This window comes from Arthrobacter sp. 18067 (assembly GCF_902706295.1).
Classification (GTDB): Bacteria; Actinomycetota; Actinomycetes; order Actinomycetales; family Micrococcaceae; genus Arthrobacter.
On record NZ_CACSJJ010000014.1, the window covers coordinates 99996 to 114861 of the forward strand.

A 14866-nucleotide genomic window follows, 5' to 3' on the forward strand; every position below is an offset into this window, starting at 1 on the left:
CCGAAGGCCAGTTTACGTCTGGTTGCTGCGGGCAACTAGAGGGAGATGAGGGGTATTGCCAGTGACTCCCTCTCTTGGCTGCGGACCCATATCGTCGAGATAGTAATCAGCCCGGACACCACAGGAGATCAACCATGGAAAAGCGCACGCTTGGCACCGGCGGCCTGGAAGTTTCAGCCATTGGCATGGGATGCATGAGCATGACCGGCGGATACAGTGAGCGGCCGGACCGTGCCGAGATGATCTCGTTGATCCGCACAGGCGTGGAGCGCGGAGTGACGTTCTTCGATACCGCCGAGATCTACGGACCGTATGCCAATGAGGAACTCGTCGGCGAGGCACTGGCCCCGTTCAAGGACCAGGTAGTCATCGCCACCAAGTTCGGCTGGGACATCGACCCCGCCGAACGGAAGCCCAGCGGAAAGGTCACCAGCCGTCCCGAGGTCATCAAGGAAGTAGTCGAAGGGTCCCTTCGCCGGCTCGGGGTGGATGCCCTGGACCTTTACTACCAGCACCGCGTTGACCCGGACGTGCCCATCGAGGACGTGGCGGGAGCAGTCAAGGACTTGGTGGACGCTGGAAAGGTCAAGCACTTTGGTATGTCCGAGGCCGCTGCGGGGACCATCCGCCGGGCACATGCGGTCCTTCCCGTGGCTGCCGTCCAGAGCGAGTATTCGTTGTGGTGGCGCCGCCCCGAGGAAGAAGTACTGGACGTGTGCGAAGAGCTGGGGATCGGTTTTGTTCCCTTCAGCCCGCTGGGCAAAGGATTCCTGACCGGCACCATCAACGCCGCCACCACCTTTGAATCCGGCAACGACATCCGCAGCACGATCCCCCGGTTCAGCCCGGAGGCCATACAGAACAACCAGGCCGTAGTGGACCTGCTCGCCGGAATTGCACAGCGGAAAGGCGCGACGCCGGGACAGGTCGCCTTGGCCTGGCTGCTGGCGCAGAAGCCGTGGATCGTGCCTATTCCCGGCACAAGGAAACTGCACCGGCTCGAAGAAAACCTGGCCGCGGCCGACGTCAGCCTTTCGCCTGCCGAGCTGGACGAAATCGAAGCTGCCGCAGCGAAGATCACGGTGGAGGGTGGCCGGTACAACGAGGCCGGCGAACGGATGACCAACCTGTAACCCCGTGCCCGAGCCGCCGCAGAACAGTAGGCTGGAAACGTTCGTGTTGAACCGCATCGAAGGGACCTGAGTCTTGGCTTACATCACCGTCGGAAACGAAAACAGCACTGAAATCGAGCTTTACTACGAGGACCACGGGAACGGCCAGGCAGTTGTCCTCATCCACGGCTACCCGCTGGACGGATCATCCTGGGAGAAGCAGACCGCTGCCCTGCTCGACGCCGGCTACCGCGTCATCACCTACGATCGCCGCGGCTTCGGCAAGTCGAGCCAGCCCACGGAGGGCTACGACTACGACACCTTCGCGGCCGACCTGAAGACCGTCCTGGACACCCTGGACCTGAACGACGCCGTGCTGGTGGGCTTCTCCATGGGCACCGGCGAAGTTGCGCGCTACATCAGCACCTACGGCTCGGCCCGCGTTGCCAAGGCAGTCTTCCTCGGCTCGCTGGAACCGTTCCTCTTGAAGACCGATGACAACCCGGACGGAGTGCCGCAGGACGTGTTCGACGGCCTTGCCTCGGCAGTCAAGGCAGACCGCTACGCCTTCTTCACCGAATTCTTCAAGAACTTCTATAACAGCGACACCTTCCTGGGCACGGAACGCCTCAGTCAGGAAGCTGTGGACGCCAGCTGGAATCTCGCCAGCAAATCCGGCGCGTTCGCGTCGGTGGCCGCCCAGCCAACATGGCTCACGGACTTCCGGGCCGACATCCCCAAGATCGATGTGCCGGCCTTGATCGTCCACGGCACGGCTGACAACATCCTGCCCATCGATGTCACCGGACGGCGTTTCAAGGATGCGCTGCCCGGCGCCGAGTACTTGGAAATCGAGGGCGCGCCGCACGGCCTGCTCTGGACGCACGGCACCGAGATCAACGACGCCCTGCTGGGCTTCCTCAAGAAGTAGCCGCTCCACACTGATGGGCCCGACGCACGGTTGTTACGGCGTCGGGCCTGTCACTTCTTGAGCCGCAGCTTCCGCGCCTTTCCGCCGTTCTGCAAGTAGTCCTGCTCCGTAGCATCGGCGGCATTGCGTTCCATGGCGTGCAGCAGTCCGAAGGTGAAGGCACTGTTGCCAACATCCGACGCCGTGCCCAGCCTCAGCAGTTCAGCACGGGCCATCACACTGTCCTGGTGCTCGCCCAGGATCGACTGGACCTTGTGGGCAGCCTCCCCCAACCGGGCGGCCCTCTTTCCATGAACACTCTGCGCGGCCTCGGCAGCAAAGCGCAGCTTCTTGGCGGCTTTGCGGACTTCGTGAAACGCCGAGTCGCGTTGGGGCCCGACGGCGGCACGTACCGCTGCGTCGTGGCGTTCGCCCAGCCGTTTGGCCGCTTTGTTGACGAGCTTCGCCGTGGTCTTCGTGGCCTTCTTAGTTGCCTTGCGTGTCAACGGCGGGGCGTCGAGGAGGTCTTCCAACTCGTCCAGCAGCCGGAAATAGCGGGGGCTGTTCAACCGCTTCCTGACGGCCGACATAGCCGTGTCCGCCCTGACTGCCATGCGCTGATCGAGTTCATCGTGCAGTGGGCCGAGGACCAGCTTTCCGGGCAGTTCATCAAGATCGTTCCTGAGGCGTTCGTGCAGGACTTCGGTGTCCCGGGACCGGCCCAGGGTCTTGGCCAACGATTTCAAGCCCGTCTGGAGGTTCGCGGCTGCCACCGCGTCGAAAAGCTTGCGGTACGTGTGCAGCACGGACCTGATGCGGCGGATTATTGACCGCATCTGATGAACCGAGTCGTCCCGGCCCAACCTCACATGGGCGTCCTGAAGGAGTAGCTCGGCCACTTGTGTTGCGAGGTAATCGAGGACAGGGACAACTGCTGCGCTCTTGCCGCCCGGCATTTCCCGGCCGGATGCGTTGGCCGCGGGCCACGATTCACCCAACGCAGTGGCAAGCTTGGACGTTCGCTCACTGGGCTTGGCTCCCGCGTCTGAGAGCTTTCCGGCCAAGGTCTCCAGCACGGCGTCGTCCACGTTTCCGTCGTGGGCGGCCAGTTCGACTTCCCACTCACGCCACGCCAGCTCCCGGGGTTCACCGATCGCAACGTGCGCACGGACGTGGTCGTCCACGAATTCGGCTACTCGTTCGCCAGCGCTGCCATACAGAGCATAACTTGTTCGCTCGGTACTGAGAGTGGCGATAGCCGCCACCGCATGCCCGCGGGTGTAGGCGAGCACGCGGTCCATGATTTCCACAGGGACAGTCTCGGCACTGCCCAAGGGTGCATGGATCTCGGTCCGTTTCCCGGGGGTGAGGGGTAATTTGAGGTGCCAGCCGGCATCCAGGCCGCCAGTCCTGCGTCGGAGCGTAATTCCGCGGGCAGCGAGGGACAAGTGGCGCGTATCAAAATAGATGGCTTCCAGGCTGTGACTTGCGGGGTCGCCAACCTTTCCGATGCCGCTGATCTTCTCCAGTGCTGGCAACGGAGTGGACTCCTCGGCGTCGAATTTCCGCTCGGCTTCCACGTTGCTGGACGTTGCCATGGCTGTCAGGACTCCCTTCCGGGTAAGGCGGAGGGCCGGCCCGTGATGTGGCCGGCCCTCGTCGGACCTATCTCGTGGTGCTATGTCCAGTTTGAGTCAGGACGAAGCGCTGCGCTAGATGTCGATGGAGTCAAGCTAGATATCGACGGAGCGGGGACGGGTGGACTCTCCGGTGTCATCAACGTCGCCTCCGGACACAGTGCCGCGCCAAGCGCCGGATTCATGCCCCTGCGCTTCGATGAATTTCTTGAATTTGTCCAGATCGGCACCTACCCGCATGCTGTCCACGCCAAGGGCTGATCCGGCCTTCTCCGCCAGGCCTTCCGGCTCCCAGACGATCTCCACGTCAACCCGTGTGCGGGTTGGCTGGAGGGGTTCGAAACGGACGGTGCCACCGTTGCGAGGGCCGTCAACGCTTGCCCAACTCACCAGCGTGTCCGGAACCTGCTCGATGATCTGGGCGTTGTATTCGCGCTTCACACCGCCCACATTGGTGGAGAAGTGGAGGGCCGTCTCATCGATCTGTTCCACTGCCTCCACCCCGTTCATAAACTCGGGAAAGGCCTCGAATTGCGTCCATTGGTTGTAGGCGACAGATACGGGTACATCTACTTCGATTGATTTGTTGACCGTAGCCATGATTTCGCTCCTTCGATCGTGTCTCGGGTGCTCATGCAGTACTGCGGGGCGGCGCGCCAGCCAGCTGGCTGCTTAACCAGTGGCGCGCCAGTCTTAGCGCGCCAGCCAAAGCTCTTAGCCGGCGTCGAAACTTTCTTCGTCATCGTCGTTGGGTGACTCTTCCTGGGGAAGGTCGTTTCCACTGCCGTCCGGCAGCGAGTCGTCATTGCCGTCGGGCTGCAAGGATTGCTCGGCGTGCGACTGCTCGTCTATCCCGCCGAATCGGCCGGCCCCGGGCTCGCCAGCGCTGTCTGAGTTTTCCGGATCCAGATGGCTGAGGTTGGGAGCGCCCGTGGAGTACGTCTCGCCGTCGGAGCTGTCCTGGCTCAAACCGGCTTCGGTGAGGTCCTCCTCCACACGGGGCTGCGCCTGTCCTCCGCCTGCTTCCTGCTCGGCCGTAGGAGTGCCGTAGCCTCCTACTTCCTCTTCCGGTGCGGCATTTTGCTTGTCCATGCGACCTGTCCTTTCCTCAGCGGTGAACGTGTTTATGGATCTCTTCGAACCTATAAGTGCAGCTGGCGGCGTGTCCATGCTTCAACGAAATTAATCAGTAATCTTAGCAATATTTGGATAAACGAGATAAGGTGCAGCCTCGCGCCCAAGTCATGACGGCTGTGGAATTTCACAGCCACCTTGGGGATCGAGCCCCGTGTAATTCAAGGGGCCCGCAACGATATTCAAGGCGATTGTCGCGAACTGCGAGCATTGCGCCGGCGGGGTGCCAAAGTAACCCCGCTGACCAGCCGCCACGGCTCCAATGACGAGCCACGCGACCACAAGCAACCCAATGATTGAACCAACGCGCATCACTACCCCAATCGCTGAACCGACAACCCCCAGCTATTAGTAAGCATACTGACAAAAGCTCCAGCAAACAAAGAAGTGTGGCCGCGGACCGGGTTGCTTCCCGTCCGCGACCACACTTTGCCCGATCAATCCGTGGGACTGGTTTCGGTTGTCAGACCACGGCCGTCCGCAGTCTTTTCGTCCTTTTCTTCCGCCGGCCCAGGCGGGTTGGCTGACTCGCTGGGTCCAGCATCGACGGCGTCGTCCGGACTTTCCGACGAAGCATCACCTACAGAAACCTGGCCGCCCGACTGAGCAACTGCCGGGTCCCGTGGAATGGGATGTCCCGGGGTCGTGGTTCCGTCGCGAACCTGGTCAAAACCGGCAACTTCACTTGGATCAGTTGTCATACGCGAGACCGCCCGCGGCCCAGAACCCAGCCCAGCACGGCCAGCACAAGCAGGATGATTCCTACCCAAAGCAAGAAGCTGAGCGCCTGGTTGAGACCGCCGACCAGAAGCAAGATGATCGCGATAACACCCGCGATTATTAAGAGTGTGTTCATTGAGCTACGCATCCCTTCAATAACTGTTGTCTATTCAGGAAGGCGTCCGCTGGTACTCCACTAATGGAGCGCCACCCATGCCAACGGGCACCGATCGGAGAATTACGTCTCCATATCGCTTAAGTACCCACCCGGAAAAAGGCTCAAACGGAACCATTGCCCGGGCGGAGCACGTTCACAGCCTCATGATAAGCACCCTTTGGGTCGCGGCAAAGTATTTTGGTCAGGAAACTTAGTATCCCTTGGTCGAGAAGGCTCCCAGGGCCCGGCTGATCTCACGGGCAGTTCCGGCAGCAGCCTCTCCGTATTCCTGGTACTTGGCCGGAACAATCCGGCTTGAGGGACCCGAGATGGAGATGGATCCCGCCGCAACTCCGCCCGGACCCAGTAGCGGGACGCCGATCGAGGTGATGCCCGTACTGAGCCCTTGCTCGTTGATGGAGTACCCGCGGGCCCGGGTGTCCGTGATCATCGCGCGAAGCTGCGGGGGATCCACAACTGTTTGTGGCGTCAACGCTTCAAGGGGTCCAGCAAGATATTCGTTCACGAAGGCCTCATCAGCAGCCGACAAGTAGGCCATGCCCGTAGAGGAAGCATGCATGGGCAGCCTCGATCCCAGCGGGAGGAAGGCCCTCAGGACGTGCGGGGTGTCGAGCCGTTCGATGATGAGCATGTAGCCGCGGTCCGGCACGGCCAAGTGCACCGTCTCGGTGGTGTCCAGCTGCAGTGCATTCAGCGGGCCCATGGCGGCATCGCGGATAACCGAGCCGCTGCTCCCCCGGCTGGCAACGGCGAATGCGTGGTTGGTCAAAACCCATTTGCTGGCCTGGACTTCGGACTGCGCCACCCAGCCCAATTCGGCCAGCGTCCTGAGCATTCGGAGCACCGTTGCCTTGGGCACATCAACCTCCCGGCTGAGCTCAGACAGACCCGCGGGCTGGTTGTCCGAGACGGCCTCCAGCACCCTGATGGCCGTGACAACGCTCTGCGTACTCATGCACCCTCCCGCTTGACCGACTACTCCCAGTGCCCTACATTACAGGCGACTTCCCAAAATGAACCAACGGTTCATCTAGTGAACCGAAGCCAGCAGCGCGAGTTTTCCACCGCACGAAAGGTGCCCACCATGCTCAAACCACTCCGCGGAATCACCGTGATCGACCTCAGCCGAGCCCTCGCAGGCCCCTATTGCACAGCCCTCCTCGCCGATATGGGCGCCAGGATCATCAAAGTTGAAAGCGTCAACGGGGGTGATACAGCCCGCCAATGGCCTCCGTTCCAGGACGGTCACAGCCTCTATTTCGACTCCGTCAACCGCAACAAAGTGTCCGTGTGCTTGGACTTCTATTCGGAAGAGGGCCGCGACATCCTCTCCGGATTGATCGCCGACGCCGACGTCCTGGTGGAGAACTTCAAGCCCGGTACGTTGGACAAGATGGGGTTCACAGCTTCACGGCTGGAAGAGCTCAACCCGGGCCTCGTGCTTGGATCCGTCACAGGTTTCGGCAACACCGGCCCCCTCAAGGACGACGCCGGACTGGACCAGGTCATCCAGGGCATGTCCGGGCTGATGTCGGTGACGGGCCCCGGGCCGGGCTCGGCCTACCGTGTGGGCGTGCCAATCGTGGACATCACCTCCGGGATGATCTGTGCGTTCGGCATCGTTTCAGCGCTCCTGGGAGCCCGGAACGGCGAACGACCCAGCCGCGTGTCCACCTCCTTGCTGGAGACCGCCCTGAACCTCTCCGCTTTCCAAGGGCAGAAGGCACTCAGCCTCGGCGAAGCACCCACGCCTCAGGGCAACAACCACCCCGTCATCTCGCCCTACGGCATGTTCGCTACGGCCACGGAATCCATCAACATCGCTGTGGGCAGCGACAAGCAATGGCGGGCCTTTTGCGGGCTTCTTGGCATTGCCTCGGCCGTAGATGATCCCCGTTTCGTCACCGGAGCGGACCGCTCGGCCAACAGGGATCAGCTGACGGAGCTTATTGAGACAGCACTTTCTTCGAAGCCCGCAACCGAGTGGGTTCCGCTGATCAGCCAGGCCGGCATCCCCTGCGGCCCCATCTACGACTACACGCAGGCCCTGGCGTCGGAGCAGGTTGCCGCATTGGGGCTCGTGCAGCAGCGCCAGCGGCGTGACGGATCCCCCCTCCCCCTCCTTCGCGGGCCACTCAGCCTGGACGGCGAGGCCAGCGAAATCCTCTCACCGCCGCCCCTGTTGGGCGAGCACACCGCGGAGGTTCTGCTGGAACGCGGAATGACGCACGACGACGTCACCCGGCTTGAGCGGGAGGGTCGCGTTGTGTGCGGGCCAGCTTCTGCCCAGGTCTCGGAAACAATTGGAGCTCAGCGATGACTGTCATCTCCCCAGCCAGCACTGCCCGCACCGAGGCTTCCCGGGCGGGCCGCATCTCCGTTTCAATCGCTGACGGCGTGGCCACTGTGGAAATCTGCAACCTCGCCCAACGCAACGCCCTGACCCGGGCCATGTGCTTGGAATTCCAGCAATTGATGCCGCGCCTGGACGCCGACCCCGACGTTGCCGTCATTGTGCTGCGTGGTGCCGGCGACACGTTCTGCGCGGGGGCAGCCATCAGCGAGCTTGCTTCGGTACTGGTGGACCAGCAGCCGGACGGATCGTCGATCGACCACCTCAGTCGCGCCGATGCCGCCATTTCCTCCCTTTCCAAGCCGACGGTGGCGTTGGTGGACGGCGCCTGTATGGGCGGCGGCTGGCAGATTGCTGCAGCCTGTGACTTCATCATCGCCAATGAGCGCGCCGTGATTGGACTAACTCCGGCCAAGATCGGAATCATCTACCCGCGGCCCGGCATGGAACGTCTTGTCCGGCTGGTGGGCCACGCCAACGCAAAGTACATCCTGCTCACTGGACGGACGTTCAGCGCAACCGAGGCCCGGGCACTTGGCCTGGTGGCCGACGTCGTACCTTCCGGGTCGTTTGAGGAAAAAAGCGCAGCGCTTGTCAGTTCGCTGCGGAGCCGATCGCGGTTCTCCATGCATTCGATGAAGCGGCTGGTTGACGCGACGGACACTGATCAGTCGGACCTCGATCAGGAATGGGCCGAAGCATGGGCCGCCATGCCGGACAGTCCGGACATGGAGATCGGCATCAGCGCGTTCCTGAATCGCGAACAGCCCCGGTTCACGTGGCGGCCTGTGGACTGAGCCAACGTAACCCGCGGTCAACGTAACCCGCGGAAGAAGGCACGGATATCCTCGGTCAGCAGCTCCGGTTCTTCGAGGGCCGCAAAGTGGCCTCCCCGGTCCACATCATTCCAGCGGACCACGGTGTTCTCCTTCTCTACGTAGCTGCGGATGGCATAGTCATGGGCAAAGTTGATGACAGCCGTGGGAACGGCCGTGCGCTCTTTGGAAGTACCCCAACCGCTGCCCTGTGCGTAGCCAGTCAGCGCGGCAGATCCTGCCGTCCGGGTAAACCAGTAGAGCGACACGTTGGCCAGGAGAACATCCCGGTCCAGGATCTGCAGAACATCCTTTTCGATGGGCCAGGTCCACGCTTGGAACTTATCCATGATCCAAGCCAGTTGGGCCACGGGGCTGTCGCTGAGAATGGTGCCGATGAGGCCGGGCCGGGTGGACTGGACGGAAATGTACCCGAACTGCTGCCACATGAACTGCTGGATATCACCTATCGCCTGCCGTTCCCTGGGCGTCAATACGGCTAGTTCATCGTCACTGAGCGGGAGGGCCGGCAAAGGTCCCGTTGTGCCGTTGACGTGGACGCCGATCACCCGGCCCGGAGCCTCCCGGGCGATTTCCGGGCCGATGCCGGCCCCTGCATCACCACCCTGCGTGCCGAACTGCTCGTAGCCGAGCCTCGCCATGACTTCGGCGAAGGCTGTTGCAATGCGTGTATCGTCCCAGCCCGCATCGGCCAACGGGCTGGAGAAGGCAAAGCCTGGGATCGACGGGATCACTACGTGGAAGGCGTCCTTCACATCACCGCCGTGGTTCTGCGGTTCCGTCAGCGGACCAATGAGGTGGAGGAACTCGAGGAACGAGCCGGGCCAACCGTGAACGAGGATCAACGGTGTGGCATCCCGGTTGCTTGAGCGGACATGCGCGAAGTGGATGGGTTGTCCATCTACTTCGGTCATGAAATGCGGTATGTCGTTAATTCGCTCCTCCATGACCCGCCAGTCGAAACCATCGCGCCAGTAATCAACCAACTCGCGCAGCCAAAGATCAGGGACGCCGCGGGACCATTCTGCGCCTACCGGTGAGGGCCAGTTGTAGGCGGACTCCGGAAGCGGATCCGGGTAGCGGGCCTCGGTCAGGCGACGACGCAAACCGTCGATTTCGGACTGCGGGATAGCGATACGGAAAGGTCGAATCTCCGAAGTTGTCATGAATCCAGTCTTCTCCTTCATGCGGACACTTTCGGTCCTTATTTGTTGAGATTATTGGGGAGTTCGCCTCGCCGGGAAACGTGACCTGCACCTCATACCGGCACAATCCGGGCAGTCGCCGCGTTGTAATAGTGACGAGGGGAGGCCTCATGCTCATTGTTCTGACGGGAATTGACGGTTCAGGAAAAACGACGGCGGCCCGCGCCTTGGTCGAATCGGCTCGAGCTGAAGGGCAGGGCGCCCTGCTGCTCAGCAACCATGCTGCCCGCAAACGGCTCTCGATCCTGAGCGATCATTTTGGCTGGCGTCTGCCGCCCAGGGTTGCGGATTTCATAGAGACCGGTGTCCGTCTGGCCACCGTGCTGGTAAGTCATGCCCGTGCCCGGAATTTCGACGGACTGGTGGTGATGGACCGGCATCTCCACTGCCAGCTAGCGCTGCGGCAGGCCAGCGGATTGGGTCGCGGGCGGTTGATTCCCTGGCTGCTGGAGAAGCTTCCCGCGCCGGACCTCATGGTCCATTTCGATGTTGATCCGCAGATTGCCCATGATCGCGTCATGGCACGTGGAACGGACAAGGAATCATTGGCAGACCTGCAGGCATTCCGTGCGGCATACCGTTCGCTCCCCGAGTTCGATGACTTTGTTGTGGTTGACGCCAATGGCACGCCCGGCGACGTGCTGACCCAATTGAACCGAGTGATCACGGCCAGCAAGGAACCGGCCATCGCGTGACTTGCATGATCCCACTCGCGGGGTAGGCTCGCCCCCATGCCGACCATGGCATTGAGTCGCGATATTGGGGGCAAACTAATGGGTGTCAAGAACCGCAGGGCTCTTCTGATCTTCATCTCAGGATTCGGAACGTACCTGCTTCTCATGCGGCCGGTGGGATTCATCTATTCATTGCTCATCGGCTTCGCTGTGGCCGCGATGGTTGTCGGCATCGACGAATTGATCCGCTCGCGACGTAGCCGCAGGCGCATGCAGCTGGGTGCTTCAGAGGCCGATTCCAACCGTGGCTAGGGCGGCTTTGACCCTGTCCACTGACAGAACGACGGCGGAGATCGCCTCTACGCTTGCGGCCCGCCGTGGTGCCACTTCGGTTGTGTTGGCCGGGGCAGGGACGGAGTTCCTCTTCTACGAAGCCACTGTCGGAAACCGCCGGGAGGGCTACCGAATTCCACGTTCTGTCGAATTCAACACTGCCAATAATCGGGGCGTGTTGGCCGAGACACTTCAACGTCAGGAAATGGCGTTGGCGCGCTGGGCTTCGAGCAACGGTATACCTGGCGCCGCCGCCACTGATCTGGTGATCCAGGACGGTTTCCCAATCCTGATTTTGGAAGTCGTCGACGACGACGGTTCAGAACTGGACTCAGCCGCCCTCGGCTCGGTCATTGCTGCAATGCACAGCGCCCCCTGTCCTGATTTCAGGCTGGTCGCCCAGGACGGAAAGGCACTCGCGGGCCGGATCACTCAGCGCGTCAACGAACGATACACGGAACTTCGGAAACAGCATTCGCTCCCAAATCTGCCTTCTTCGACGGCGCTGCGGGCGACACTGGAAAGCAGCGCCGGCGAGCCATGCCTCACCCATATGGATCTCCGACGCCAAAATGTCAGGGTCCACAACGGGCAGCCTCTTTCGCTCTTCGACTGGAGCAACGCCCTTTTCGCACCTCCGGAACTGGAAATTGCCCGCATCGAGGAGTACTCCGCCATCAGGGAAAACGGCCTCGACTACTCAACCTTCCTGAAGGGCTACACCGATGCCGGCGGAAGCATCGACAACGGGGGCGCGTCCTCGCCCGTGTTCAACCTGGACGCAGCCGTGATGCTTGCAGGCGTATTCAACTCCTTTGCCCCTGACCCTGAATTGCGCGAGCACTTTCTGTCACGCATCCGGGCATTGGTGGGCGCATTGTGACCAGCAAACTGAGGAACAGATAACGGCCCACTGAGCCCTCAATGGAGCGTTTGCTGTCACCCAGTTGGGCCAGCCGGCAAGGCTACTCCCGCGGGCGCATCAGCGGTGGGTTCAGCACCGCGCGGGTGGGTTGGCCCGCCGTCATACGTGCAGCGGGGGCGAGCCTGAACAGCGCAGCCGGGCGGCCGGCGTCGCCCGTTGTCATTGTCCCGGTTTCCTCGAGGAAGCCGGGAGTTCCAGTCGCTTTGCGGTGGAAATTGCGCGGGTCCAAGCGGGTCCCCCACACAGCCTCGTAGACGGAGCGGAGTTGGGCGATGGTGAATTCATCGCCACAGAAGGCTGCGCCCAATGGCGAATATTCGAGCTTCGACTTGGCCCGCTCCAGGGCGTCATCGAGGATTAGCGCGTGGTCGAAGGCCAACTCTGGAACCTCAGCAACCGGATACCACGCAGCGTGCTCGGCATCGCTGCCAGCGGCCAACACCGGAAAATCCGGCGCGAGCAGCAAATGCGCGACAGTCAGGACGTCGCCGCGGGGGTCGCGTCCCTTCGGGCCGTAACTTCCCAACTGCTCAAGGTGGCCAGGCAGGTGTCCGACGCCGGTCTCTTCCGCCAGCTCCCTGGCAGCCGCTTCGAGCAACTCCTCGCCCGCGAGGACGAAGCCGCCAGGGAGCGCGAGTTTGCCGCGAAAAGGCTCGATAAGTCGGGTGATGAGAAGGACATTTAGCTCCCCTCTGCGCACGGTCAAGGCGACGACGTCGACGGTCACCGGGAAGCGCTCGGGCGCCGGATGGGATTCAGGCATGCATCAATCGTAGGCACTTATCGTCATGTTGACAATAATGCGCACTTCCGTCTACGGTTTAGTTATCGTCAAACCGACGATAACTAAACGAAAGAGAGCGATCATCATGGCCACCATCAAGCGCTACCCCTGGATCAGCCACTTCCTCGGCAGCCCCACTGGCTACGTCGTGCACCTGCAGAAGGGCGCAGTGAAGCACCAAGGAGTGGGCCAGGCGTTCTTCTTCCGCCCCGCAAACTCCGTACTGAGCGAGGTTCCCGTGGACGACCAGGAACTGCCCACGCTCTTCCACGCCATCACCCGCGACCACCAGGACGTCAGCGTTCAGGCCAATGTGACCTACCGCTTCATCGACCCCGTCGCTGTATCCACCCGCCTGGATTTTGGCCTCCAGGCCGCGGGCAAGGCACCGGCAACCGGACGCGAGCAAGTGTCCACCATCATCGGCCAGCTGTGCCAGAGCCACGCGATCGACCAGATCGCCACCACCACACTCGCCGAGGCACTCGAACGCGGCGTCAGCCAGCTCCGCTTGGTTCTCACGGATGCACTCCGAGCTGATGCAAGGCTCCAGTCCACAGGCATCGAAATCCTCGGCGTGCAGGTCCTCGCAGTACGGCCCGAGTCAGACGTCGAACGTGCGCTGCAGACTCCGGTCCGTGAGCAGCTCCAAGCCGAAGCGGACCGCGCTGTATACGAAAGGCGGGCGGTCGCCGTCGAACGTGAACGCACTATCTCCGAGAACGAGATGGCGAGCCAGATCGAACTGGCTGTACGCCGCGAGAACCTGGTAGCCCAGGAGGGCGCGAACGCCCGCCGCGCAGCCGAAGAGAAGGCTGCAGCAGGACTCATCGAGGCACAGGGTTCAGCCGAACGGAAGGGTATCGGCGCAGCCGCCGAGGCGAACCAGATCCGCTTGGTGGGTGAAGCCGCCGCGGCCCGCGAGGCCGCCACCATGGAGGTCTACCGTGGCATGGAGCAGGCCACCCTGTTGGCCTTGGCGCTCAAGGATGCTGCCGGCAGCCTGCCGAACATCGGGAACCTGACCATCACCCCGGACCTGCTCAGCGGAGCACTGGCCGGGCTGTTCAAGGAACCCGCCACAACTGAAGACACCAAGTAAGGTTCCGTCATGGCAACCCCGCGCATCGTCATCGTCCACCGGCGGACCGAACTTCAGGAACTCCTGGACCGGCACGCCACCCGCGGCCAAGCGGAGTTCTTCCTCCGCACCCGCGGCCGCAGCATCCAGGACGTGCAGGACAGACACGATCGCCTCACCGCCGCCCTCGCAATTATTCGGGCGGCCGTGCCGTCCGATTGCCGCACAGCGGAAGTGGAACGCGCGGACCTGAGCCGCTTCCTGCTCACGGCCGAGGACATCATCGCTGTCGTAGGACAGGACGGCCTGGTGGCGAATGTTGCCAAGTACCTGAACGGGCAGCCCGTGATCGGCATCGACCCCGAGCCCGGCGCCAACCCCGGCGTCCTGGTCCGGCACACCCCAGCGGCGGCCGCAGCCCTTCTGGCGACTGGAGACGTTGCGCGGCTGCGCTGCCAGGACCTCACCACCGTGACAGCAACCCTCGACGACGGTCAGCTGCTTTCGGCACTCAACGAAGTATTCGTCGGGCACGCCTCACATCAGTCGGCGAAGTACTCCATCACTGCGCCGAGTTTCACCCAGCCCGGCGGGCAGTCGGAGCGGCAGTCGTCGTCGGGCCTTATCGTTTCCACCGGCACCGGCGCCACCGGATGGTGCGCCTCAATCGCACTGGAACGCGGCGGGCGCGCCTTGCCAGCACCCGCCGATCCGCGGCTCGCGTGGTTCGTCCGCGAGGCGTGGCCCTCACCCGTCACCGGCGCCTCGTTGACCGAAGGCGTTCTCGAAGCCGGCGAGGTCCTGCGGATTACCGTGGCGTCCGATCAGCTGGTGGTGTTCGGCGACGGCATGGAGGACGACCGGCTGACGGCGACGTGGGGGCAGGAAATCACGGTGCAGCTGGGGCACAGGCCGCTGCGGCTGGTTGTTTGACTACATAGGCGACGAGGAACGCGCAGCTCCGCCCCGCCAAACAAGCGATAT

At 62.5% G+C, this 14866-nt stretch carries 16 protein-coding genes; 9 read left to right on the top strand and 7 right to left on the bottom strand.

The genetic code is table 11. From position 1 onward, the window contains the following. The first annotated feature begins 134 nt into the window (after positions 1-134). Both GVL04_RS14815 and GVL04_RS14820 read left to right on the top strand, forming a co-directional pair. Positions 135-1133 (top strand): aldo/keto reductase, encoded by a 999-nt coding sequence (locus GVL04_RS14815; protein ID WP_159705905.1) that lies wholly within the window; start codon positions 135-137, stop codon positions 1131-1133. Between the two features lie 73 nt (positions 1134-1206). Next, on the top strand, positions 1207-2043 hold the full coding sequence (locus GVL04_RS14820; protein ID WP_159705907.1) for an alpha/beta fold hydrolase: 837 nt from the start codon (positions 1207-1209) through the stop codon (positions 2041-2043). Between the two features lie 50 nt (positions 2044-2093). Here GVL04_RS14820 and GVL04_RS14825 read toward each other — a convergent pair whose 3' ends face one another. From GVL04_RS14825 to GVL04_RS14850, 5 genes are all read right to left on the bottom strand, one after another. Next, the gene (locus tag GVL04_RS14825) at positions 2094-3620 is read right to left on the bottom strand and encodes a CYTH and CHAD domain-containing protein (RefSeq protein ID WP_159705909.1); all 1527 of its coding nucleotides are present in this window, start codon (positions 3618-3620) and stop codon (positions 2094-2096) included. A gap of 135 nt (positions 3621-3755) precedes the next feature. Then, complete coding sequence (locus GVL04_RS14830) at positions 3756-4259, bottom strand: SRPBCC family protein (RefSeq protein WP_159705911.1); 504 nt, start codon at positions 4257-4259, stop codon at positions 3756-3758. 114 nt (positions 4260-4373) lie between these two features. Further along, a complete protein-coding gene (locus tag GVL04_RS14835) occupies positions 4374-4829 on the bottom strand; it encodes a hypothetical protein (RefSeq protein WP_159705913.1) in 456 nt (151 codons plus the stop codon). A 401-nt stretch (positions 4830-5230) separates the two neighbouring features. Then, positions 5231-5494, bottom strand: a complete 264-nt coding sequence (locus GVL04_RS14845) for a hypothetical protein (RefSeq protein ID WP_159705917.1) — start codon at positions 5492-5494, stop codon at positions 5231-5233. Positions 5495-5881: 387 nt separating this feature from the next. After that, positions 5882-6646 carry an IclR family transcriptional regulator gene (locus GVL04_RS14850; RefSeq protein WP_159705919.1) on the bottom strand — a complete coding sequence of 255 codons (765 nt, stop codon included), beginning with the start codon at positions 6644-6646 and terminating at the stop codon, positions 5882-5884. A 129-nt stretch (positions 6647-6775) separates the two neighbouring features. Between GVL04_RS14850 and GVL04_RS14855 the strand changes: the two genes are divergently transcribed. Next, a complete protein-coding gene (locus tag GVL04_RS14855; RefSeq protein ID WP_159705920.1) occupies positions 6776-8011 on the top strand; it encodes a CaiB/BaiF CoA-transferase family protein in 1236 nt (411 codons plus the stop codon). Then, on the top strand, positions 8008-8841 hold the full coding sequence (locus GVL04_RS14860) for an enoyl-CoA hydratase/isomerase family protein (protein ID WP_159705922.1): 834 nt from the start codon (positions 8008-8010) through the stop codon (positions 8839-8841). The genes GVL04_RS14855 and GVL04_RS14860 overlap by 4 nt, the downstream gene beginning before the upstream one ends. 17 nt (positions 8842-8858) lie before the next feature. Here GVL04_RS14860 and GVL04_RS14865 read toward each other — a convergent pair whose 3' ends face one another. Further along, the gene (locus GVL04_RS14865) at positions 8859-10046 is read right to left on the bottom strand and encodes an epoxide hydrolase family protein (protein ID WP_159705924.1); all 1188 of its coding nucleotides are present in this window, start codon (positions 10044-10046) and stop codon (positions 8859-8861) included. 149 nt (positions 10047-10195) lie between these two features. Between GVL04_RS14865 and GVL04_RS14870 the strand changes: the two genes are divergently transcribed. The 3 genes from GVL04_RS14870 to GVL04_RS14880 are packed head-to-tail and all read left to right on the top strand — an operon-like array spanning position 10196 to position 11975. Then, a complete protein-coding gene (locus GVL04_RS14870) occupies positions 10196-10780 on the top strand; it encodes a dTMP kinase (protein ID WP_159705926.1) in 585 nt (194 codons plus the stop codon). A 36-nt stretch (positions 10781-10816) separates the two neighbouring features. Further along, positions 10817-11071, top strand: a complete 255-nt coding sequence (locus tag GVL04_RS14875) for a hypothetical protein (protein WP_159705928.1) — start codon at positions 10817-10819, stop codon at positions 11069-11071. A 7-nt stretch (positions 11072-11078) separates the two neighbouring features. Further along, complete coding sequence (locus tag GVL04_RS14880; RefSeq protein WP_159705930.1) at positions 11079-11975, top strand: phosphotransferase family protein; 897 nt, start codon at positions 11079-11081, stop codon at positions 11973-11975. A gap of 82 nt (positions 11976-12057) precedes the next feature. Here GVL04_RS14880 and GVL04_RS14885 read toward each other — a convergent pair whose 3' ends face one another. Further along, positions 12058-12780 carry an NUDIX domain-containing protein gene (locus GVL04_RS14885; protein ID WP_159705932.1) on the bottom strand — a complete coding sequence of 241 codons (723 nt, stop codon included), beginning with the start codon at positions 12778-12780 and terminating at the stop codon, positions 12058-12060. Positions 12781-12886: 106 nt separating this feature from the next. On the opposite strand from GVL04_RS14885, the gene GVL04_RS14890 reads away from it, so the two are divergent. Both GVL04_RS14890 and GVL04_RS14895 read left to right on the top strand, forming a co-directional pair. After that, on the top strand, positions 12887-13903 hold the full coding sequence (locus GVL04_RS14890; RefSeq protein WP_159705934.1) for an SPFH domain-containing protein: 1017 nt from the start codon (positions 12887-12889) through the stop codon (positions 13901-13903). Between the two features lie 9 nt (positions 13904-13912). After that, positions 13913-14815, top strand: coding sequence for a hypothetical protein (locus tag GVL04_RS14895; RefSeq protein WP_159705936.1), 903 nt, complete (start codon positions 13913-13915; stop codon positions 14813-14815). Positions 14816-14866: the final 51 nt, after the last annotated feature.